This window comes from Streptomyces sp. NPDC102462 (assembly GCF_044765425.1).
Classification (GTDB): domain Bacteria; phylum Actinomycetota; class Actinomycetes; order Streptomycetales; family Streptomycetaceae; genus Streptomyces.
Genome location: NZ_JBIWKB010000082.1, coordinates 15,304 through 34,368 on the forward strand (window position 1 = coordinate 15,304; position 19,065 = coordinate 34,368).

Annotated in this window: 18 protein-coding genes; 13 read left to right on the plus strand and 5 right to left on the minus strand. The window is 69.3% G+C overall.

Going from position 1 to position 19,065, the window contains the following annotated elements; all coding sequences use genetic code 11:
- Positions 1–739 precede the first annotated feature (739 nt).
- The 4 genes from ACIRFL_RS39685 (at position 740) to ACIRFL_RS39700 (ending at position 7,116) form a co-directional block, all read left to right on the plus strand.
- Positions 740–4,210 carry a DNRLRE domain-containing protein gene (locus ACIRFL_RS39685; RefSeq protein ID WP_404039278.1) on the plus strand — a complete coding sequence of 1,157 codons (3,471 nt, stop codon included), beginning with the start codon at positions 740–742 and terminating at the stop codon, positions 4,208–4,210.
- Positions 4,211–4,367: 157 nt separating this feature from the next.
- A complete protein-coding gene (locus ACIRFL_RS39690; RefSeq protein ID WP_404039281.1) occupies positions 4,368–5,438 on the plus strand; it encodes a MerR family transcriptional regulator in 1,071 nt (356 codons plus the stop codon).
- Between the two features lie 21 nt (positions 5,439–5,459).
- A complete protein-coding gene (locus ACIRFL_RS39695; protein WP_404039284.1) occupies positions 5,460–5,969 on the plus strand; it encodes a hypothetical protein in 510 nt (169 codons plus the stop codon).
- Between the two features lie 631 nt (positions 5,970–6,600).
- Positions 6,601–7,116, plus strand: a complete 516-nt coding sequence (locus tag ACIRFL_RS39700; RefSeq protein ID WP_404039287.1) for a hypothetical protein — start codon at positions 6,601–6,603, stop codon at positions 7,114–7,116.
- Positions 7,117–7,179: 63 nt separating this feature from the next.
- On the opposite strand, the gene ACIRFL_RS39705 is transcribed toward ACIRFL_RS39700, so the two are convergent.
- Complete coding sequence (locus ACIRFL_RS39705; protein ID WP_404039289.1) at positions 7,180–7,923, minus strand: glucose 1-dehydrogenase; 744 nt, start codon at positions 7,921–7,923, stop codon at positions 7,180–7,182.
- Positions 7,924–8,242: 319 nt separating this feature from the next.
- Between ACIRFL_RS39705 and ACIRFL_RS39710 the strand changes: the two genes are divergently transcribed.
- Positions 8,243–9,160: an endo-beta-N-acetylglucosaminidase H gene (locus ACIRFL_RS39710; RefSeq protein ID WP_404039292.1), complete on the plus strand. Its 918-nt coding sequence runs from the start codon at positions 8,243–8,245 to the stop codon at positions 9,158–9,160.
- A gap of 425 nt (positions 9,161–9,585) precedes the next feature.
- Here ACIRFL_RS39710 and ACIRFL_RS39715 read toward each other — a convergent pair whose 3' ends face one another.
- From ACIRFL_RS39715 to ACIRFL_RS39725, 3 genes are read right to left on the minus strand one after another with little or no spacing between them, the layout of a single operon-like run.
- Complete coding sequence (locus ACIRFL_RS39715; protein ID WP_404039295.1) at positions 9,586–9,882, minus strand: antibiotic biosynthesis monooxygenase family protein; 297 nt, start codon at positions 9,880–9,882, stop codon at positions 9,586–9,588.
- A 19-nt stretch (positions 9,883–9,901) separates the two neighbouring features.
- Positions 9,902–10,357, minus strand: coding sequence for a cupin domain-containing protein (locus tag ACIRFL_RS39720; RefSeq protein ID WP_404039298.1), 456 nt, complete (start codon positions 10,355–10,357; stop codon positions 9,902–9,904).
- 23 nt (positions 10,358–10,380) lie between these two features.
- Positions 10,381–10,896, minus strand: a complete 516-nt coding sequence (locus ACIRFL_RS39725) for an aldehyde dehydrogenase family protein (protein ID WP_404039301.1) — start codon at positions 10,894–10,896, stop codon at positions 10,381–10,383.
- 15 nt (positions 10,897–10,911) lie between these two features.
- Between ACIRFL_RS39725 and ACIRFL_RS39730 the strand changes: the two genes are divergently transcribed.
- Complete coding sequence (locus ACIRFL_RS39730; RefSeq protein ID WP_404039304.1) at positions 10,912–11,157, plus strand: hypothetical protein; 246 nt, start codon at positions 10,912–10,914, stop codon at positions 11,155–11,157.
- On the opposite strand, the gene ACIRFL_RS39735 is transcribed toward ACIRFL_RS39730, so the two are convergent.
- Entirely contained in the window at positions 11,150–12,445 is a 1,296-nt protein-coding gene (locus tag ACIRFL_RS39735; protein WP_404039307.1) for a CitMHS family transporter, read from the minus strand. The genes ACIRFL_RS39730 and ACIRFL_RS39735 overlap by 8 nt on opposite strands.
- Positions 12,446–12,809: 364 nt before the next feature.
- Here ACIRFL_RS39735 and ACIRFL_RS39740 point away from each other — a divergent pair, with 364 nt between their 5' ends.
- The 7 genes from ACIRFL_RS39740 to rraA all read left to right on the plus strand — a co-directional run bounded on the left by ACIRFL_RS39740 (position 12,810) and on the right by rraA (position 18,956).
- Entirely contained in the window at positions 12,810–13,523 is a 714-nt protein-coding gene (locus tag ACIRFL_RS39740; RefSeq protein ID WP_404039310.1) for a FadR/GntR family transcriptional regulator, read from the plus strand.
- Between the two features lie 234 nt (positions 13,524–13,757).
- Positions 13,758–14,468: an aspartate/glutamate racemase family protein gene (locus ACIRFL_RS39745; protein ID WP_404039313.1), complete on the plus strand. Its 711-nt coding sequence runs from the start codon at positions 13,758–13,760 to the stop codon at positions 14,466–14,468.
- Positions 14,465–15,301 carry a sugar phosphate isomerase/epimerase family protein gene (locus tag ACIRFL_RS39750; RefSeq protein ID WP_404039315.1) on the plus strand — a complete coding sequence of 279 codons (837 nt, stop codon included), beginning with the start codon at positions 14,465–14,467 and terminating at the stop codon, positions 15,299–15,301. Before ACIRFL_RS39745 ends, ACIRFL_RS39750 begins: the two co-directional genes overlap by 4 nt.
- 44 nt (positions 15,302–15,345) lie before the next feature.
- A complete protein-coding gene (locus ACIRFL_RS39755; protein WP_404039318.1) occupies positions 15,346–16,428 on the plus strand; it encodes an isocitrate/isopropylmalate dehydrogenase family protein in 1,083 nt (360 codons plus the stop codon).
- A gap of 83 nt (positions 16,429–16,511) precedes the next feature.
- Positions 16,512–17,774, plus strand: coding sequence for a 3-oxo-tetronate kinase (gene otnK / locus ACIRFL_RS39760; RefSeq protein WP_404039321.1), 1,263 nt, complete (start codon positions 16,512–16,514; stop codon positions 17,772–17,774).
- Complete coding sequence (gene otnC, locus ACIRFL_RS39765; protein ID WP_404039324.1) at positions 17,771–18,415, plus strand: 3-oxo-tetronate 4-phosphate decarboxylase; 645 nt, start codon at positions 17,771–17,773, stop codon at positions 18,413–18,415. Before otnK ends, otnC begins: the two co-directional genes overlap by 4 nt.
- Before the next feature lie 49 nt (positions 18,416–18,464).
- Positions 18,465–18,956, plus strand: a complete 492-nt coding sequence (rraA, locus tag ACIRFL_RS39770) for a ribonuclease E activity regulator RraA (RefSeq protein WP_404039327.1) — start codon at positions 18,465–18,467, stop codon at positions 18,954–18,956.
- Positions 18,957–19,065: the final 109 nt, after the last annotated feature.

Below are 19,065 nucleotides of genomic sequence, written 5' to 3' on the forward strand. Positions count from 1 at the left end.
CGGCCAGCCTGTCCTTGGGAACGTCGGCCTTCAGGGTCGACAGCGCGCGGCTGTACACCTCACCCGGCACCTGCTTGTCGTGTTGCAGCGCCACAAGATCCACAGATTCGCGACCGGTCTCGGCCTGCTTCGGGTCAGGTGGCAGTGCCAGGGCCTGAGTTGGCAGCAGACCCAGGAACAACGCGGCCGCGGTGAGTGGAACAGCCAGGTGCGCGAAGCGATGGCTACGGGCACGCAGAAGTCGATCGAACACGGCGAGGCCCCCCCCCGGACCACTGGAAGCGGGACCGGAGCCGGACCACGCCTGACGACGTATCAAACAGCGAAGATTTTGTGATCAACCTGTGTACGAAAGCCAGGGATCGGAGAACGATGTGAGGATCGTCACGGTACGTAACGAGTCGCTACGCAGCGAATGGTCGCGAACGTCGGAAAGCCCAACATAAAGATGCCAGTGGGGTGTTGGGGGTGCCTCGGACATACGCTGATCTTGAGCATCAAAGGCAACGCCGTTTTGCCGGCCTCATGCCCCTTCGCCCGGTGCACCCAGCGGGGTCGGCGCTTCCGCGCCCTGCCTCAACCCACCCTGCCGAAGCCGTTCCAACGCACCGCCATCGATCATCCCCAACTCATTCACATGGTGACGACAGGTTCCCCATAGGTCATCATCTGCTGGCCTGACGCCGTTGTGTCGCGCGTCGGATCCAAGGGGGAACGAGGGGGAAGGGGAACTCGGCCGATGACGCGCACCTGGCGCTCCCGGTCCGGCCGCCGCACGGGAGCAGTGCTGCTCGCGACCGCGCTGGCCACCACCGGCATCGTCTACGCCGGAATCCGGCTGGACGGCCGGACAGAGCCGGCCGACCGTCACGACGACCGGCGGAGCGAGATCGTCAACGAGAGTGCCGCCCTGACCCAGGCGGCCAGGACCGGCAAGGACGTCGAGGCCACCGCCGCACGCACGGCCTCGTCGACGACATGGGCCCGCCCCGACGGACTGATGCGCAAGCAGTTGTACTCATCCCCCGTCCGGGCCAAGGTGGGGGGTGAGTGGAAGAAGATCGATCCGGATCTGCGGCGCACGAAGGACGGGTGGGAGCCGAAGGCGACGAACACCCGAGTGGTCTTCTCCGCCGGCTCCCGCGGCAGCGGCGGGCAGCACGCCGACCGTTCGGTTGCACGCCGTGTCTCCCTGGTGAAGAACGCGGCCGACGACGCGGGAACCCCGCTGGTCACGCTCCACGTCGGGGACTACGACATCCAGCTCACCTGGCCGGACGCCGTTCCGGCACCGATCATCGACGGGAACCGGGCGCTGTACCCGGAGATCTTCCCCGGCGGCGATCTCGTGCTCACGGCCAACGACGACGGCTTCGCCCAGCTCATCGTCCTCAAGAACCGTCAGGCGGCGTCCGACCCACATGTGCGGCATCTCGTCTACGGCTTGCACTCGGCAGACCTGACCTTCCGTCTCGATCCGGTCACCGGGGTCGTCAGCGCCCTCAACGCCTACGGCAACGAGGTCGCCCTCTCACCGACGCCGCTGATGTGGGACAGCAGCGGCTCACCCGCCGTCACCGACGGCGTGGTCGGCGCATCCGCCCAACCGACCGAGCCCGAGTCCCCCGATCCCACGGACTCGACCGACCCCACCCCCACCGACAGCGCCTCCCCCACCGATGAGGATCCCGTCGAATCCGACGAACAGAGTGACACCGACGTGGAGGCCCTGCCCTCAGCCAGCGATGGCCCAGAACCCACCTTGTCGGAATCACCGTTGCCCCCGGTCCCGGGCGAACCGACACCGTCTCCCTCGCAGACAGGCTCCGCCGCAACACTGAGCCTTGCCTCACTCGACGGTCCGTCGCCCGACTCGAACGGGTCCCTCGTCGACGCCGACCTCTCCCCAGGAACGTGGACCCTCACCCCGGACCACGATTTCCTCGCCGACCCGGCCACCACCTACCCGGTGTTCATCGACCCCTCGGTCAAAAAACACACGCAGCACTGGACAACCGCCTACAACCGGTTCCCCAAAGCCACCTTCTACGACGGCAAGGGCTTCAACAAAGGCGGCTCCCACGAAGCACGCGTGGGATTCGAGTCCGACACCTGGGGCACCTCACGGTCCTTCTTCAACATCAGCTTCGACAAGGACCTGAAAGGCACCAAGATCACCCGGGCGAAGCTGACCATGCTGGAGACCTACTCCTGGTCCTGCAGTCCCCGTTCTATGAGCGTGCACATCACCTCGAAGATCGACTCCCACACCAACTGGAGCAACGCCCCCAAGCTCCACGACGGCAACAAACTCGCCACGAAGAGTTTCGCGCACGGCTGGAAAGCCGCCAGCTGCCACGACGAATTCGAAGCTTTCGACGTCAAGAGCGGAGCACAGCAAGCCGCCGACGACGGTCTCGACACCATCACCTTCGGCCTGCGCGCCCGCGATGAGAAATCCCAGTACGCCTGGAAGAAGTTCCAGGCGGACGGCGACTTCCCCCCGGTCCTCGAACTGGTCTACAACCGCAAGCCCACCATCGTCTCCAACTCCCTCGCCCTGGGCCCGGACGCCAGGTGCACCACGACCAAACCCTATGTGCGCATGGGCTCGGGCGACCTGACGTTCACCGCGAAGGCCACCGACAAGGACAAGAACCTCGACTACCTCGACTTCGACCTGTGGGCCTACAAAAAGTGGGACACCACCGGTGACCTCCTGCGCTCGGCAGGGAAGAAGTCCGTGGGCGGCGACACCGACACCGCACTGCGCACCGCGACCTTCCCCACCAGCAGCCTCACCAACGGCACCACCTACTCCTGGCGGGTGCGCGCCCTGGACGACGCCGGCAGTTCGTCGGGCTATGCCCCGGCCAAGACGCCCTGCCGGTTCGTCCTGGACACCGCCGCTCCGAGACCGCCCGTGGTCACCTCCACCGACTACCCCGACGCCGACGGCAGCCGCAACGGCTTCGGCAACGACGCGGAAGACGCCAACTGGAGCGACAAGAAGTTCGGCACTCCCGGTTCGTTCACCTTCCGTGCGCTCAACACCGATGTCGTGCGCTACGAGTACGGGTTCAATGCCCCGGCCTACCCTTTTTCCTTGGACCGCAAGGCGGGAACGTCCACCAGCGTCAGCGCCACCCTCAATGACATTAAGCCCCCGGCCGCCGACCCGAACGTACTCTACGTCCGCACGGTCGACAGCGCCGGAAACCCGTCGGACCCCACAAAGTACTTCTTCTATGTCAGCCCGAAAGACAGCGCCGACAAGGCCGGCGATTTCACCGGCGACGGATTGCCCGACCTCATGGTCGTCACCGAAGCCGGCAACCTCGTCCTCTATCCCTCCGAAGCCGACAGAACAGACCTGACCAAACGCACCGGAGACCTGGCCTACTCCATGTCCGGCGCCTATCGCGCCAACCCCAAGAAAGACCCCAACGGAGACGATCTGGCCCCGTTCGTCGCCGCCCCCGGCGGGCACTTCAAGGGTGCGCTGATCACACACAACGGCGACATCTACGGCGGCGACGGCCTCCAGGACCTCGTCGTACGCCTCGGCGGCAAACTCTGGGTCTATCCCGGAGACGGCTACGGCGCTGTCAACATCGACAAGCGCCGGGAAATCCTGCTGCCCGACGGAGCACCGAGCCCTGCCGACTTCACCCAGATCATCAGCGCAGGAGACGCCACCGGCGACGGTCGAACCGACTTCTTCGCCACCGTCAAGAACGGCACCGACGACGCCCTGTGGGCCTTCACCGGCTACCACGGCGCCACCATCGACCAAGCCATCCGCCTCACCGGATCCGGCTGGAAGGACCGTGACCTCGTCACCGCCCAGGACATCAGCGGCGACGGCATCACCGACCTCCTCTACCGCACCGACGTCACCGGACGCCTCCTCCTTCGCAACGGCATCGCCGCCTCCGGTGGCGGCGTGGACCTCAACTCCCTCGCGCTGGCCGCCAACTCCTCCGGCGGCGTCGACAACGAGTACGCCGCCTCCGGCTGGGGCAGCAGCAGCTTCCCCCTCCTGATCGGCACGCCCAGCGCCAACACGGACACCGTCCCCGATGTCTGGGCGATCCGCTCCGACGGATCCGTACGCTTCTACGCCGGCGGCAAAGCCACCCTCGCCGCCACCGGGAGGGAAATCCTCTCCGCGAAGGACTACTGGAGGACCCGCATCGCCATCGGATAGGACACCCCACGCCACACGCCTCATCCATGGTTGTCCGACCGCGGCGGCCGCACCCGGGGTATGCGGCCGCCGCGGGCGTGAGTGTTGTCGGTCGTGAGGTTGGGCCGTCGCTCGGCCGTGTTGACTTTCGAGTTGGTTGAAGCTCAATGATGGCGAGGTGCCACATTCCGAACTGATGCCGATCGGGGTCTTCGCCCGCCGCAGTGGCCTGACCTCCAGCGCGTTGCGGTTCTACGCCGACTCCGGGCTGCTGCCCCCTGCCGAAGTCGACCCGGTCTCGGGCTACCGCTACTACAGCGCCGGCCAGGTGGCACGGGCGACCCTGCTGCGTCGGCTCCGTGAGATCGCCATGCCCCTCGCCGGTGTCGAGGCGGTACTGGACTCCGGGGCCGACGAGGCGTTCCGGCTGCTCGATGAGCATGTGTCGAAGGTCGTCGAAGACGCGGCGGCGGCACGGCAGAAGGCCGCTGTCATCAAGTCCGCGCTCGGCCATGTGCCTGGTCTTCCGATCACGGCGTTGAAGGGCCCCGTGCTGGCGGATGCGGTCGAGCAGGTCATGACCGCGACCGCATATGAGCCCGGGCTGCCGGTACTCGCCGGCCTGCGCATCGAGGCGAGCCATGAGGCGGTCACCCTCACCGCGACCGACCGGTACCGGCTCTCCACCCGCACCCTCGTGCCGGCTGAACCACCGGGGCAGACTTGGGCCGGCACGGTCGACGGGGACGAGATGCGGGCCGCGGTCACCGAAATCCGCCGCAGCGCGCTGGTACGGCTCGAAGCGGTGCCGCACGGAATCTGGTTGCGCATGGCCCGCCGGGAGGACCGGCATTGCCGATTGCTGCCCGACGAATTCCCGGACCATCGGCTGATGCTCGCGTCACTGGGCGAGGTCACCACCCGTGTGACGGTCGCGAAGGAACCGCTCCTGCGAGCCCTGGAAGAACACCCCGGCGTGCGCATCGCGCTGCACACCGCCGGCCACGGAATGAACATCGTGTCAGTGGATGACGAGCACCGAGACATCCCGCTCCCGGCCACCGCGACGGGCCAAGCCCTGCGGATCTGCTTCGAGTTGACCACGCTCTATCCCGCGGTGAGCACCGCGATCGGGCCCGACGTGATGCTCGACCTGAGGGGAGACGACCGGCCCGTCACGATCCGCTCCGCCGACCGTGGCGATCTCACCACCCCGGCCATGCCCATCAAGTCCGACCACCCCGTCTGAGAAAGGCGACGAGGAACATCCATGACCACCGCAGCCGCCGGCCCCGACCCGACCATGGAAGCCATCGGCCGAGCCGTCACCGAAGGCCGAGCCGGTGACATCGTCCGTGCCCGCCAGAAGCTACTGAGCCTGTGGTCCGCGATCGGTGTCACGGGCGACCCGCTTCACCGCTGCTCTCTCGCTCACTACCTGGCAGATCTCTACGAAGATCCCGCGCAGGCCCTGGCCTGGGACGTCCGTGCCCTGGACGCCGCCGACGCCGTGACCGAGCAGCGCGTCCAGGAGCACCACGCCGGCCTGCACATCGCCGGCTTCTACCCCTCCCTGCACCTCAACCTGGCCGACGACTACCGCCGGCTCGGTTCCTTCGCCGCGGCCGGCGCGCACATCGAAGCGGCCGAAGAGCACACCGCCGACCTTCCTCAGGATGCCTACGGTGACCTGCTTCGCGGCGCCATCCATGAGGTCGCCGAGGCCATCGCCCGGCGGGACCGCACACCGCGAGCCGCCGCACCCGGTTCCCCTGCGTGAGGCACACCGCCACTACCGAACGGCGTCACCTGAAACAAGCGGCCCCTCCCCGTGGTGACGGGGGAGGGACCGCTCGTTCCATCGGCAGAGAGGCGCCGGCGTCGGAATGCTGGCGTTCATGCAGGCCGCGACCAGCGTGGCGTTCTTCTGGCAGTAGTCCTCCGGGCTCCAGAACGAGGTGGTGATCTGCACCGTCCGCCTGCGTGGTCCCGGTGACCGAACGCCCGGCGTCATCGGTCAGTACGACCGTGACCCCGGCCATGCCCGGTTCCAGCACCTGGTCCCACTTGCCGTTCACCTCATGCACGACGCGGACGGTCGCGTCACCGTCCCCGGAGTCGGCCACCGCCGGGGACACCGCCAGGCCATCGCCGGCGCTGCCACTGATCCACTACCGATTCCTTCCTTCGTCAATGAACATGCGTCCGAAGCGAGCCTGCTAGAGCCCAGGGACCAGGGCCTGCGCGAGGCCGAGGTCAGACCACAGGATTCACAGGGCTGATCATGTGGATGTCGGACCCGATCAACAGACCGCGCGAACAGGGCTCGGGACGGCACATGTGGCCAAGCGGACGGCCGTGTGCCTCGGCTGTCGATCATCATCGTCCGAGGCTTGACCTATCCTGAGCCAATGTCCGACAACGGCGCACCACCGAGTAGTTCGGGCGCTGAAGAGCCTGGCGTTGACGCGAAACTGCCCGCGACCGTGCGTATCGGCGGGGTTGTGTTGCGAAGGGTGGAGAGCCCTCCCTCGCTGGCCTGCTGGACCGGCTGCTTCCCTGAGTCGGCAGGCAGGGTCGAGACCGGGATGAGTCTGGTGATCGAGCCGGCCGCCCCGCCAGAAGAGGCCACCCTCCATTTCGCTCACGACGTCGTGAGCCGTTTCGATGTCTTCGTCGGCCAAGCTCTGGAGTACTGCCGCACCCGGCTCCGGGAACCGCACTTCGGCCTCACACCTGAGGAACTGAGCTGGCTGGACCTTCCGGAGCTGCCACTGGCGGTTCCCGACGCCACCGTGTGGGCCGACCAGACGTGGGCAATCCGTTTCGCGGAGAGCAGGCTCCGGATGGCGGACCCTTACGGCATCCTCGTGACGTTCAACGGAACGCAGCCTGTCGACGTCGAGGGCCTCGACGACGAACAATGAACCACTCGACGCTCCGTGACGGTGCGTCATGTCACAGCAGGGCGAGGGTCGCCCGCTACGGCATCAGAGGATGCCTCCGTTGGCGCGGATGTTCTGGCCCGTCAGCCAGCGCCCGTCCGGCCCCGCCAGGAAGGCGACGATGTCCGCCACGTCCTCCGGCTGCCCGAGGCGTCCGAGCGAGGTCATTCCGATGACCATCGTCAGCTTCTCCGGCTCGTTGGTCCCTCGCAGAAGATCGGTGTCCGTGGCGCCCGGCGACACGGTGTTGACGGTGATTCCCCGTGCGCCCAGTTCGCGCGATGCCACCAGGGTGAGCTGCTCCAGCGCGCCCTTGCTGGCGGCGTACGGGGCATTGCCGGGCGCGGGGAAGACGGTGTTGAGGGTGGAGATGTTCACGATCCGGCCGCCGTCGCGCATGTGCCGCGCCGCGTAACGCATCGTGAGGAAAACGGACTTGGTGTTCACGGCCATCACTCTGTCGAAATCCGCCTCCTCCGTCTGCGCGATGGGCACCACCTCGGTGTGCGTGGCGGCGTTGTTCACCAGGATGTCCAGGCCGCCGAGCTGCCGGTCCGCCGTCTCCATCAACTCCTCGGCCGCGCCGGGGTCGGCCAGATCCAGCCGTACGGGGATGACGTTCCCGCCTGCCTCCTCGGCCTGCCGTACGACCTCGTCGGCGGCGTCCCGACTCCGTGCGTAGGTGAAGACCACAGCCGCCCCGTCCCGCGCGAGCCGCAGCGCGATGGCCCGCCCGATCCCCCGCGACCCGCCGGTGACGACGGCCGTCTTGCCCTTGAGCACTGCCATGGCACCTCCCGCTCCTCGACGACCGTGTCTACCGCGAACGGCAGTACGTCTCAAGTATCCGAGTGGTGCGGCAACCGACCAGCCGCCTGTGTATCCGCCCCCGAGGGTGCGCGATCTCTCCCGCAGGTCCACGCCGACCGTTGACCGCAGGCCCCAACTCATCTGTAACAGATCGGAGTTGCAATGAGTCGCGTGGGGAAGTCGTGAAGAGTTCGCCCACGCTTCTCGGTATCCGGTGGCGGCGGCGGAAAACTCGGAGAGCTCACTCGGCGCTTCCGAACAAGTCGGGCGCCAGCCATGCGATGGGAGACGACCAACGATGTTCACTCTGGTACGGAGCAGAGTGCGGACCGCCGCGCTCGCGCTCTCGGCCGTCGCGGCCCTCGCCCTCGGCACGACCGCCACGACCGGCGCGGCGGCGGCCCCCGCTGCCGCCAAGCAGGGGCCGACCTCGGTGGCCTACGTCGAGGTGAACAACAACAGCATGCTCAACGTAGGCAAGTACACGCTCGCCAACGGCGGCGGCAACGCCTTCGACGTCGCCGTGATCTTCGCCGCGAACATCAACTACGACACCGGCAAGAAGGCGGCGTATCTGTACTTCAACGAGAACGTACAGCGCGTCCTCGACAACGCCGCAACACAGATACGGCCGTTGCAGCAGCGGGGCATCAAGGTCGTGCTCTCGGTGCTCGGCAACCACCAGGGCGCGGGGTTCGCCAACTTCACCTCCCAGCAGACTGCTTCGGCATTCGCGAAGCAGATGTCGGACGCCGTGGACAAGTACGGTCTCGACGGCATCGACTTCGACGACGAATACGCCGAGTACGGCAACAACGGCACCACCCAGCCCAACGACAGCTCGTTCGTGTACCTGGTTACGGCACTGCGCGCGAACATGCCGGACAAGATCATCAGCCTCTACAACATCGGCCCGGCCGCCTCGCGCCTGTCCTACGGCGGCGTCGACGTCTCCACCAAGTTCGACTACGCCTGGAACCCGTACTACGGCACCTGGCAGGTCCCCGGGATCGCACTGCCCAAGTCGAAGCTGTCACCGGCGGCCGTCGAGATCGGCCGGACCTCACAGAGCACGACCGCCTCTCTCGCTCGTCGCACCGTCAGCGAGGGATACGGCGTCTATCTCACGTACAACCTCGACGGCTCCGATCGCAGCGCCGACGTCTCCGCGTTCACCAGGGAGCTGTACGGCAGTGACGCCGTCTACACGCCGTAAGACCCGCACGGACCGCGCCGTCGACAACGATGTCAGCGGCGCGGTCGCCCACAGCGCCCAGGTCGGCATGCCAAAGGCTCGCTCGCGCGCCGGCCCACCGTCGGCGGCCGTTACGGCCACCCAGGCACAGGGCACTCGGCGCCCATGGCACTCACACATGCAACGCATCCCTCGCACGCCTCCGGCAGGGGGCTCGCCTCGACCATCGGCATCGGTGTCGCGGCAGGCGTGACGGCGGGGGCCGGTCTGCTGTTCGGCCGCAAGGCGGCCACGATCAGCAAGGTCGGCATCGGTCAAGGCCCAGCACAGCCGACCGCCGAGAGCCCGCGGGGCACGCTCAGCAGACGACCGCCGACCCGCGCCCGCGCCTCCGGGCAGGGACACGGGTGGCTTCCCTTCGGGATGTGTGTTTCCGGCCGTCGGGTTCATGGTGCGAGGACGGATTGCACGTGCTCGACCTGTGGCGGGGCCGCGAAGTGTGGTCCGGCCAGGGCCCGCCACCGGGCGAATCCCTCGGAGCCGCGGAAGGTGACGGTGTGGTGTGCGACCGTCTCCCAGCGGACCATCAGCCGGTACCGAGAAGGGTGTTCGACGCTGCGGTAGAGGTCGACGCCGTCGCAACCGTCGGCCGCGAGGAAGTGGGGCAGGGCCTTGACGACGGCTTCCTCGAACTCCTGCTCGTGGCCCGGGTGGATCTCGATCTGGGCGATTTCGGTGATCACGTGACGCTTCTTCCTGCTGTCAGCGGTTGTCGGCGGCTGCCTTGACGTGCTCGGCGTCGACCCTTGCGGTGACGCCGGTCTCGACGACGGTGCGGGTGGCGTCGACGGAGGCGTAGATCCACAGGATGCGCATGGGCTCGCCGGCGGAGGCGTTGCGGAAGCGGTGCGAGGTTCCTGCGGGGACGTACGTCGTGTCGAAGCGGGTGACGCGGTGTTCGGTGCCATCGATCTCCACGATGGCATCGCCTTCGAGGATGGTCACGCTCTCCGGGCAGTTGTGGGTGTGGAGGGCGATGCCGGCGCCGCCGTCGAAGAGGGTCTGGCCGGTGAGGAAGACCTCGGCGCCCACGGCCTGGGTGACCAGCGGGATGGTGCGGGCGCCACCGCCGCGGCTGAAGGAGGTCAGCTCTTCCGGGCGCAGCACGGCGGGCGGGAAGGAGGCGAAGCAGGGCTCGTCGACGGGACGATCGTGCATGGTGATTCTCCTGGTGGGGCCGGTCATACGGCGGGGCCGATCCAGACGGTCTTGGTGTTGACGAACTCGCGGATGCCCTCGGCGCCGGGTTCCCGGCCGTAGCCGGACCTCTTGATGCCGCCGAAGGGCAGGCGCGGGTCGGAGGCGACCATGCCGTTGACGAAGACGGCACCGGCGTCGAGGACGCGGGCGAGCCTGCGGGCACGGTCCAGGTCGGATGTCCACAGTGCCGCGCCGAGGCCGTACGGTGCGTGCTCGGCGTAGTACTCGCAGGTCGTGGCGGACTTCTCGATCTCCGCGCGGGCCTCGCTGATCGGCTTGCCCATCTCGGCGGTGATCAGGGCCGCGTAGGTGTCGCGGCCCTCGCGCAGGATGCGGGCCATCTCTTGCAGGACAGGGGTGCGGTCGCAGGTGTCGCGGCGGCGCCAGGCGGCCTGAGCCGCCGCGGCGACGTCGAGGATGCCGTCGACCTCCTGCGGTGACTGCGGGGTGTAGCGGGCGAGTTCCGCGCCGGTCGCCGGATTGCTGGAAGTGATCATCAGGAGTTGTCTCCGGTGTGCTCGGTGGTGCGGCGGATCTCTGCCGCGAAGTCGGTGGGGCCGAAGGCGCCGCCGATGTCCCGGGTGCGGGTGGCCGGCCTCTTCGGCGTGGTGTTCACCACGCCGGTGACCGACGTCGCGGCCGGCTGGGGTCGTGCGCCGCCGTCGCGTCGGCCGCGCCGGTTGAAAAATATCGCGGCCGAAAAGCGGCGCCTGCGGGCGCGACACGAGCGGCCCCGCACCGGCCGGCGGCTCAAGTGACGCTGATCGCGCCGGTGATGACCGCGAAGACGATGTAGGCGAGGGAGACGAGAACGCCCCAGCGCAGGGCGTGCCTCTGGAAGTCGCCGAGTTCGGTCTTGACCAGCCCGATGAGGACCCAGAGCGGAGCGCTGGTCGGACCCATCATGTGGAGGATCTGGCCGATGGCGCCGGCCCTGGCTATCTCGTTGGCGGGTATGCCGTAGTGGGTGGCGGACTCGGCGAGGACGGGGACGACACCGAACCAGTAGCCGTCGTTGGACATGAAGAAGCCGAGCGGAAGGGCGAGGATCGCGGTGAACAGCGGGATGACGTCGCCCCAGCCCTCGGGGACGATCGAGAGGGCCGCGTCCGCCATCGCCTTGATCATGCCGGAGTCGGTCATGATGCCGGTGAAGACGCCGGCGGCCAGGACGAGGATCATCACCGGGACGGCGTTGGAAGCCTGGCGCTTGATGAGTTCCTGCTGGTCACCGATGCCGCGGATGTTGGCGAGCAGGGCGATGACGAAGGCCACCATGAACAGCACCAGCAGGTCGGCGACCTCCAGGATGAGCAGAACCATCAGCAGGACCGTCAGGGCGGCGTTGAACCACATCCGCCAGTCGGCCTTGACCGGCTCGAACGCCTCGCCGGAGGCGATCTCCAGTTTGTAGGCGGCCAGCTTCTCGGGGTCGATCTTGCTGCGTTCGCGCAGGCCGAGCCAGTAGGCGACGGCAACGATGGCCAGGCTGGTCAGGGCCATGGGACCGATCATGTGGACGAAGTATTCACTCGCGTTCAGGTGCAGAACGCTGATGCCGCGGGTGGCGGCGCCGCCCCAGGGAGTGGTGCCGGAGATGGTGCCGAGCGCCATGGCGGCGAGCGTCGCGAGGATCAGCGGGTTCATGCCGAGGCGCCGGTAGATGGGCAGAAACGCCGAGCAGACGATCATGTAGCTGGTGGTGCCGTCCCCGTCCAGGGCGACGCAGAGCGACAGTACGGCGGTACCAACGACGATCTTGACCGGATCGCCCTTGGAGGCGCGGACGATGGCCTGGACGATCGGCTCGAAGAGCTTCACCTCCATCATCAGGCCGAAGTAGAGGACGGCGAACAGCAAGAGGGCCGCGGTCGGCGCGACCGTGTCCAGGCCGTTCATGATCATGTCGCCGAGCTTGGTGCCCTTGCCCGCGATCATTGCGGCGACGATCGGGGTGAGCATGATGGCGGTGAACGCGGAGAGGTGCTTCCGCATCACGAGCAGCATGAAGCTGCCCAGGGTGGCGAAGCCGAGGACGGCGAGCATCGTTGCTCCTTGGTGCAGGGCTGAGGGCCGCCGGTCGGGCGGCGGCGCAAGGCGGCGCGGGTCAGTGCGTGTCGGGTCGGGGAACGACCGGCAGCGCACGCGGGGCCGTACTCGGCTCGTGCGTCGGGTCGGTCATGGTGCGTGCGGCTCCTGTACGGCGGCTCGGCCGGCGCACCGTCATGGCGGGCAGCGGCCCGGGAAGGACGTCAGGAGTGCGCCTGGCATGGGTGGGACCTCCGGGGCGGCTGACGAGAGGGAGACGTGAGGTGGCTCGATACCGCCGGGAACCGGACAACCGGTTTACCGGATTGCCGGTAGGTAACTAGAATCCGGCCATCGCGTCAATACCGAAGTGAGGAATTCGATGGCCGAACTCGCCAGGATCACGGTCGAACCACGCGAGCCGCTGGCCGCCGAGGTCTCCCGCCGCCTGATCGACTACCTGATGTCCGGCGAGGTCCAGCCCGGCGACCGCATCCCCTCCGAGCGGCAGCTCACCGAGATGCTCGGGGTGAACCGGCCCACCGTGCGCGAGGCGATCAAGTCGCTCGGCTTTCTCGGCCTGCTGGAGATCCGGCAGTCCAGCGGGACCTACTTCCGAGGCACCGATTCGGACGTGCTCTACCGCCTGTTCGAGCTGGGTCTCGTCCTCGGCGAGCGTGGCGCCCGCGACATGGTGCAGGCCCGCGCCGAACTGGAGGTGATCGTCGCCGGCCTGGCCGCCCGGGCCCGCGACGAGGCGGGCGTGGAGCTGCTGCGGGCCCGGCTCGCGGCCATGCGGGAATGCCCGGACGAGGAGTTCCCCGAGGCGGACACCGCCTTCCACGCGGCGCTGGGCGAACTGGCCGGGAACACGGTGCTGCGGGACATGCTCAAGGGCATGCGGGCGATGATCCAGCGCGGCTGGGTGGAACGGACCGGCGCGGTGCGCACCCGAGAGGTCGCCTACGCCGACCACGTGCCGATCTTCGAGGCGGTCGCGCGCGGCGACGCGGAAGCCGCCCGTACGGCGATGGCCCGGCACATGGAGGGCGCGTCCCGGCGCCTGATGAAGGCGCTCGAACAGCGCGAGGGATAGCGGTCCGCGCGGGGCGCCGGGCCGAGCCCGGCCCCTCGCGGCCTCGCACACCTACAACCGGTTGACCGGTTTACCGGTTCGGCCTACAGTGACGGCGCGGCACCGCGACAACACGCTGCCGTCCCATCTCGGACCCCCTCCCCACCGCCGCCGGACGTCTCCGTGCCGGCCGAAGGAGGCGGCCCATGGTCGGGACCCCGGCCGGTCCCCGCCTACCGGATAAGGAAGAGCCCGGTGATCGAACCCCATCCCCTGGTCGCCATGATCCACGCCGTGCCGACCGCGCACCGCATCGCCCATCAGGCGTTCGCCGAGGAGTTCCCGCAGGCCACGGTCTGGAACGTGCTGGACGACCGCCTGTTGGACGACGCCCGAGAGGCCGGTGGACTCACCGACACGCTGCGCCGACGCATGCTCCGTCTGATCGGGCATGTGCTGGACGGCGGCGCCCAGGGCCTGCTGCTGACCTGCTCCTCCTATGGGGAAGTCGTGGACACCGCCCGGGCGCTGTGGAACGTGCCCGTGCTGAAGTCGGACGAGTCGATGTTCAAGGCCGCGCTGGCCGGCCCCTGCCGGCGCCTGGCCGTCGTCGCCTCGACCCCGCCGGCCGTACCGTCCGCCGTCGCCCAGCTCGAAGCACTCGTCCCGGCCGTCCGCCCGGACCGTCCGGTCGACATCATGACCGCCCTCAGCGAGGAGGCCGCCGTCGCGGCCGACCCCGAGACCGCCGCCCGCCACCTGGCGGACGCCCTCCGAGCGGCCGGGGGCGCCAACGCCGACGCGGTGCTCCTGGCGCAGTACTCGCTCACTCCCGCCCGCGACGCCCTGGCCGCCCTGGTCGGCGTACCGGTGCTGGACGGTGCCGGTGCCGCCGCCCGTGAACTGCGCGACCTGCTCACGCGCGACGCGGCGCAGGCCGCCCCGGCCCCGGTGGCCGCGACATGACCGCCGCACTGCCCTGGCCGCTGGCCTACACCGTCTCCGGCGACGACTGCGTCTGCCCCATGCCGCTCGGCCACTCGGCACCGCTCGCCGAGGCCGTCCGTGATCTGGCCGAACTCGGTTACGACGGTGTGGAGGTACAGGTCCGCGAGGTGGGCGCCCAGGACGCGGAAGCCCTGCGGCGAACCGTGGAGTCGGCCGGCCTGAAGGTCCTGGGCATCGGCACCGGACCGGCCGCCGCCCAGGACCGCCTGACACTGACCGACCCCTCCCCCGACGTGCGCCGCCATGCCCTGTTCCGGCTGCTGGGCGCGGCCCGGCTCGCCGGTGAACTGGGGGTACCGGTCACGCTGGGCCAGACGCGGGGCATGTTCCTTCCGGGCCTGGAGGACATGCAGCGCCTGTGGGCCGAACGCGCCGTGCGCCAGATGGCCGAAGAGGCCGCCGACCGCGGCAGCCTGCTGCTGCTGGAACCCCAGTCCCGGGCCAACACCTCGCTGTGGCACACCCCCGAGGAGGCGGTCGCCGTCCTCAGCACGCTGGACGCTCCCGCCGGACTGGTTCTTGACACGCACCACCTCGACGCCGAGGGGGTCGAGGTGGTCGGGGCGGTCACCGAACACGCCGGTGTCACGGGCTGCCTCCAACTCGCCGCCGCCTCGACCCGAGGACCCCTGACGGTCGGTGACCCCCGGCTCCCCGCCCTGTTCACCGCGCTCCGCGACGCCCGCTTCACCGGCTGGCTGACCCTGGAACACACCCAGGACGGCGACAGCTCCAAGGCCGCCGCCCGCTCCTGGACCGCGCTCACCGACGCCGCGACCGCACTGTCCTGACCCACCCCGCTCCCCCACCCCCTGTTCTGAGAGGAACCCGCACCATGAGCAGCAAGACCTACCGCCTCGGCGTCCTCGAGGGCGACGGCATCGGCCCCGAGATCGTCCCGTCCTCCGTCGAGATCGCGACCGCCGCCGCCCGGGCCGCCGGTGTCTCGGTCGACTGGGTGATCCTGCCGCTGGGCGCCTCCGCCATCGAGACCCACGGCACCGCGGTACCCGAGGAGACCAAGGACGCCCTGGCCGGTCTTGACGGCTGGTACCTCGGCCCGCACGACTCGGTCTCCTACCCCGAGCCGCACAAGTCCGCGCTCAACCCCTCGGGCACCCTGCGCAAGCACTTCCGGCTGTTCGCCAACATCCGTCCCGCCAAGTCCTTCCCCGGCGCCGAGGCCGTCTGCGACAACGCCGACCTGGTCATCGTCCGCGAGAACACCGAGGGCTTCTACGCCGACCGCAACACCTTCGCGGGCACCGGCGAGTTCATGCCCACCCCGGACACCGCGATCATGCTGGGCATCATCACCCGCGAGGCCACCGAGCGCGTCGCCCGTGTCGCCTTCGACCTGGCACGCTCGCGCCGCAAGAAGCTCACCATCGTCCACAAGGCCAACGTCCTCAAGCTGACCACCGGCCTGTTCCGCACGGTGTGCCAGGAAGTGGCCAAGGACTACCCGGACGTGGCGGTGGACGACTTCCACATCGACGCCATGACCGTCCACCTGGTGCGCCGCGCCCAGGACTTCGACGTCATCGTCACCGAGAACATGTTCGGCGACATCCTCTCCGACCTGGCCGGCGAGATCTCCGGCTCGCTCGGCACCGCGCCCTCCATCAACGCCTCCGCCACCACCGCCATGGCGCAGGCGTCGCACGGCTCGGCCCCCGACATCGCCGGGCAGAACACCGCCAACCCGGTCGCCATGATCCTCTCCGGCGCGATGCTCTTCGAGTGGCTGGCCGCCAAGCACGGCGACGAGAAGCTCACCACCGTCGCGGAGGTCATCGAGAAGGGTGTGGCCGACGCGATCGCCGCCGGCACCTCCACCCGCGACCTCGGCGGCTCCGCGTCCACCACCGAGTTCACCGCCGCCGTCATCAAGGCCATCGGCGCCGGCCAGAACTGACCCCCCGCTCCGGGGCGGGTGACTCCGCCGCCCGCCCCGGGTCCGCACGACATGCCCGCACGCCCGAGGAGAAACCCCCGACCATGACCCTGCGCATCGGCTGCACAGCCGACGACTTCACCGGCGGCACCGATGTCGCCGCCGCCTTCCGGCGTGCGGGCCTGCGCACCGCCCTGGTCTTCGGCACCCCGGACGACACCACCATGCTCCCGGTGGACTGCGACGCCGCCGTGGTCGCCCTCAAGTCCCGCTCCACACCCGCCAAGGAGGCCGTCGCCGACACGCTCGCCGCCCAGCGCTGGCTGCGGGCGAACGGCGCCCCCCAGGTCTACTTCAAGTACTGCTCCACCTTCGACTCCACCCCGCACGGCAACATCGGCCCGGTCACCGACGCCCTGATGGACGCCGCCGGTGCCACCGTCACCCTGCACTGCCCGGCCTCCCCGCCCAACGGCCGCACCGTCTACCAGGGTCACCTCTTCGTCCACGACCAGTTGCTGTCCGACTCGCCGCTGCGTCACCACCCGCTCAACCCGATGACGGACTCCTCCCTGCCGCGTCTGCTCTCCGCGCAGACCCCGCACGGGGTGGCCGTGCTCGACCTGCCCACCGTGCGCCGTGGCGTCGAGGCCGTACGCGAGGCCCTGCTCACCCATGAGCGGGCCGCTGTCCGGCACGTGATCGCCGACGCCCTCACCGACGATGACCTCGCCGTCCTCGGTGCCGCCGCGCTCGAACTGCCGGTCGTCGCCGGTGCCGCCGGCCTCGCCGAAGGACTCGGGCACGCCTACCCGGCCGCCGGTCCGGCCACCGCCGAACCCCGGCCGGACCAGGGGCGGGCCGCCGTCCTGGCGGGCAGTTGCTCGGCCCGTACGCTGGAGCAGATCGCCCAGTTCTACGCCGCCGGACTGCCCTCCCTCCACCTCGACGTCCTCGCCGCCGCCACCGGCCGCGACATCACCGCCGAGGCACTGGCCTGGTACGACGAACAGGACCCCACCCGGCCCGTGCTGATCTACGCCTCCGCTTCTCCCGAAGAACTCGCCGCCGTACAAGGGCAGTTGGGAGTCGCGGAAGCCGCCGCGCAGGTCGAGGAACTGCTCGGCGCCCTCGCCTCCCACCTCGTCGAACGCGGCGTACGCCGACTGCTCGTCGCCGGCGGGGAGACCTCCGGGGCCGTCACCACCGCCCTCGGCGTACGGGCCGTACTCGTCGGCGAGGAAGCCGACCCCGGCGTGCCGTGGACGTACGCCAGCACCAAGAGCGGCGACCTCGCCCTCATGCTGAAGTCCGGCAACTTCGGTGCCCCCGACCTGTTCACCCGGGCCCTCACGGAGACCATGTGACCGCCCACACCGACGAGTCGGCCGCCCGCGCCCTCATCGTCCGTACCGCTCACTCCCTGTTCACCCGCGGTCTGACCCACGGCTCGACCGGCAATCTGTCCGTCCGGCTGGCCGACGGAAGCCTGCTGCTCACACCCACCGGGTCCAGCCTGGGCACCGTGGAGGAAGCCGAGCTGTCCCGCACCGACCTGCACGGAAAGCACCTGGAGGGTCCCCGTCCGACGAAGGAGGCGTTCCTGCACGCCGCCTTCTACCGGGCCCGGCCCACCGCCCGCGCGGTCGTCCACCTGCACTCCACCCACGCCGCCGCGATCTCCTGCCTCGCCGACGTGAACCCGGTCGACGTCCTTCCGCCACTCACCGCGTACTACGCCATGCGCGTCGGCACCCTGCCCCTGCTCCCCTACCACGCGCCCGGCGACAGCACGCTGGAACCGCTGGCCGAGCGCACGGCCCGGGACCACCACGCAATCCTCCTCGCCAACCACGGCCCGGTCGTCGCCGGCGCGTCACTGGAGCAGGCCGCCGACGCGATCGAGGAACTGGAGGAGACCGCCAAGCTGCATCTCCTCCTGAGGGGTCACACCACCCGCCCCCTCACCCCCGAGCAGGCTGCCGCGCTCGCACCCGCATCCCCATGACGGCCGGATGAACCGCGAGCGCGGCAGTCACCCCAGCGAAGGAGCCCCTATGACAGTCACCCCCGTGCCCACCGCCGACCTCGTCGATCAGTACGGCATCGATCTACGCGTCTGCGACCTGCAGTTCCGCCAGTTCGGCGCCCACCGGAGCTTCGCCGGCCCGATCCGCACCGTCTCCTGCCACGAGGACAACGGCCTCCTGCGCGACCTGCTGCGCACCCCGGGCGACGGCCACGTCCTCGTCGTCGACGGCGGCGGTTCCACGCGCACCGCCCTGGTCGGCGACCTCATCGCCGGTGCCGCCCAGGACAACGGCTGGTCCGGCCTCGTCCTGCACGGCGCCGTCCGCGACAGCGCGGCCCTGGCGGGCCTCCGCCTCGGCATCAAGGCACTGGGCACCAACCCCCGCAAGAGCGCCAAGAACTCCGCCGGGGCCGTCGACATCCCCGTCACCTTCGGCGGCGTCACCTTCCGCCCCGGCGACATCCTGCACGCCGACGACGACGGCATCGCCCTCCTCCCCGACCACACGATCGGATAGCCCATGCTCCTGAGAACCTTCGGCTGGTCGTTCGCGGTCACCGCGCTCGGCCTGGTCGCTGCGGTCTTCTACGGGGGGTGGACCGCATTCGGCATCGTGGCGATCCTGT

Coding starts and splice junctions, on each gene's coding strand:
- ACIRFL_RS39720 (WP_404039298.1), bottom strand. CDS start 10,357: ATGCACGATCGTCCCGTCGACGAGCCCTGCTTCGCCTCCTTCCCGCCC.
- otnK (WP_404039321.1), top strand. CDS start 16,512: ATGACCCTGCGCATCGGCTGCACAGCCGACGACTTCACCGGCGGCACC.
- rraA (WP_404039327.1), top strand. CDS start 18,465: ATGACAGTCACCCCCGTGCCCACCGCCGACCTCGTCGATCAGTACGGC.
- ACIRFL_RS39700 (WP_404039287.1), top strand. CDS start 6,601: ATGTCCGACAACGGCGCACCACCGAGTAGTTCGGGCGCTGAAGAGCCT.
- ACIRFL_RS39710 (WP_404039292.1), top strand. CDS start 8,243: ATGTTCACTCTGGTACGGAGCAGAGTGCGGACCGCCGCGCTCGCGCTC.
- ACIRFL_RS39725 (WP_404039301.1), bottom strand. CDS start 10,896: ATGATCACTTCCAGCAATCCGGCGACCGGCGCGGAACTCGCCCGCTAC.
- ACIRFL_RS39750 (WP_404039315.1), top strand. CDS start 14,465: ATGACCGCCGCACTGCCCTGGCCGCTGGCCTACACCGTCTCCGGCGAC.
- ACIRFL_RS39755 (WP_404039318.1), top strand. CDS start 15,346: ATGAGCAGCAAGACCTACCGCCTCGGCGTCCTCGAGGGCGACGGCATC.
- ACIRFL_RS39740 (WP_404039310.1), top strand. CDS start 12,810: ATGGCCGAACTCGCCAGGATCACGGTCGAACCACGCGAGCCGCTGGCC.
- ACIRFL_RS39695 (WP_404039284.1), top strand. CDS start 5,460: ATGACCACCGCAGCCGCCGGCCCCGACCCGACCATGGAAGCCATCGGC.
- ACIRFL_RS39735 (WP_404039307.1), bottom strand. CDS start 12,445: ATGCTCGCCGTCCTCGGCTTCGCCACCCTGGGCAGCTTCATGCTGCTC.
- ACIRFL_RS39705 (WP_404039289.1), bottom strand. CDS start 7,923: ATGGCAGTGCTCAAGGGCAAGACGGCCGTCGTCACCGGCGGGTCGCGG.
- ACIRFL_RS39685 (WP_404039278.1), top strand. CDS start 740: ATGACGCGCACCTGGCGCTCCCGGTCCGGCCGCCGCACGGGAGCAGTG.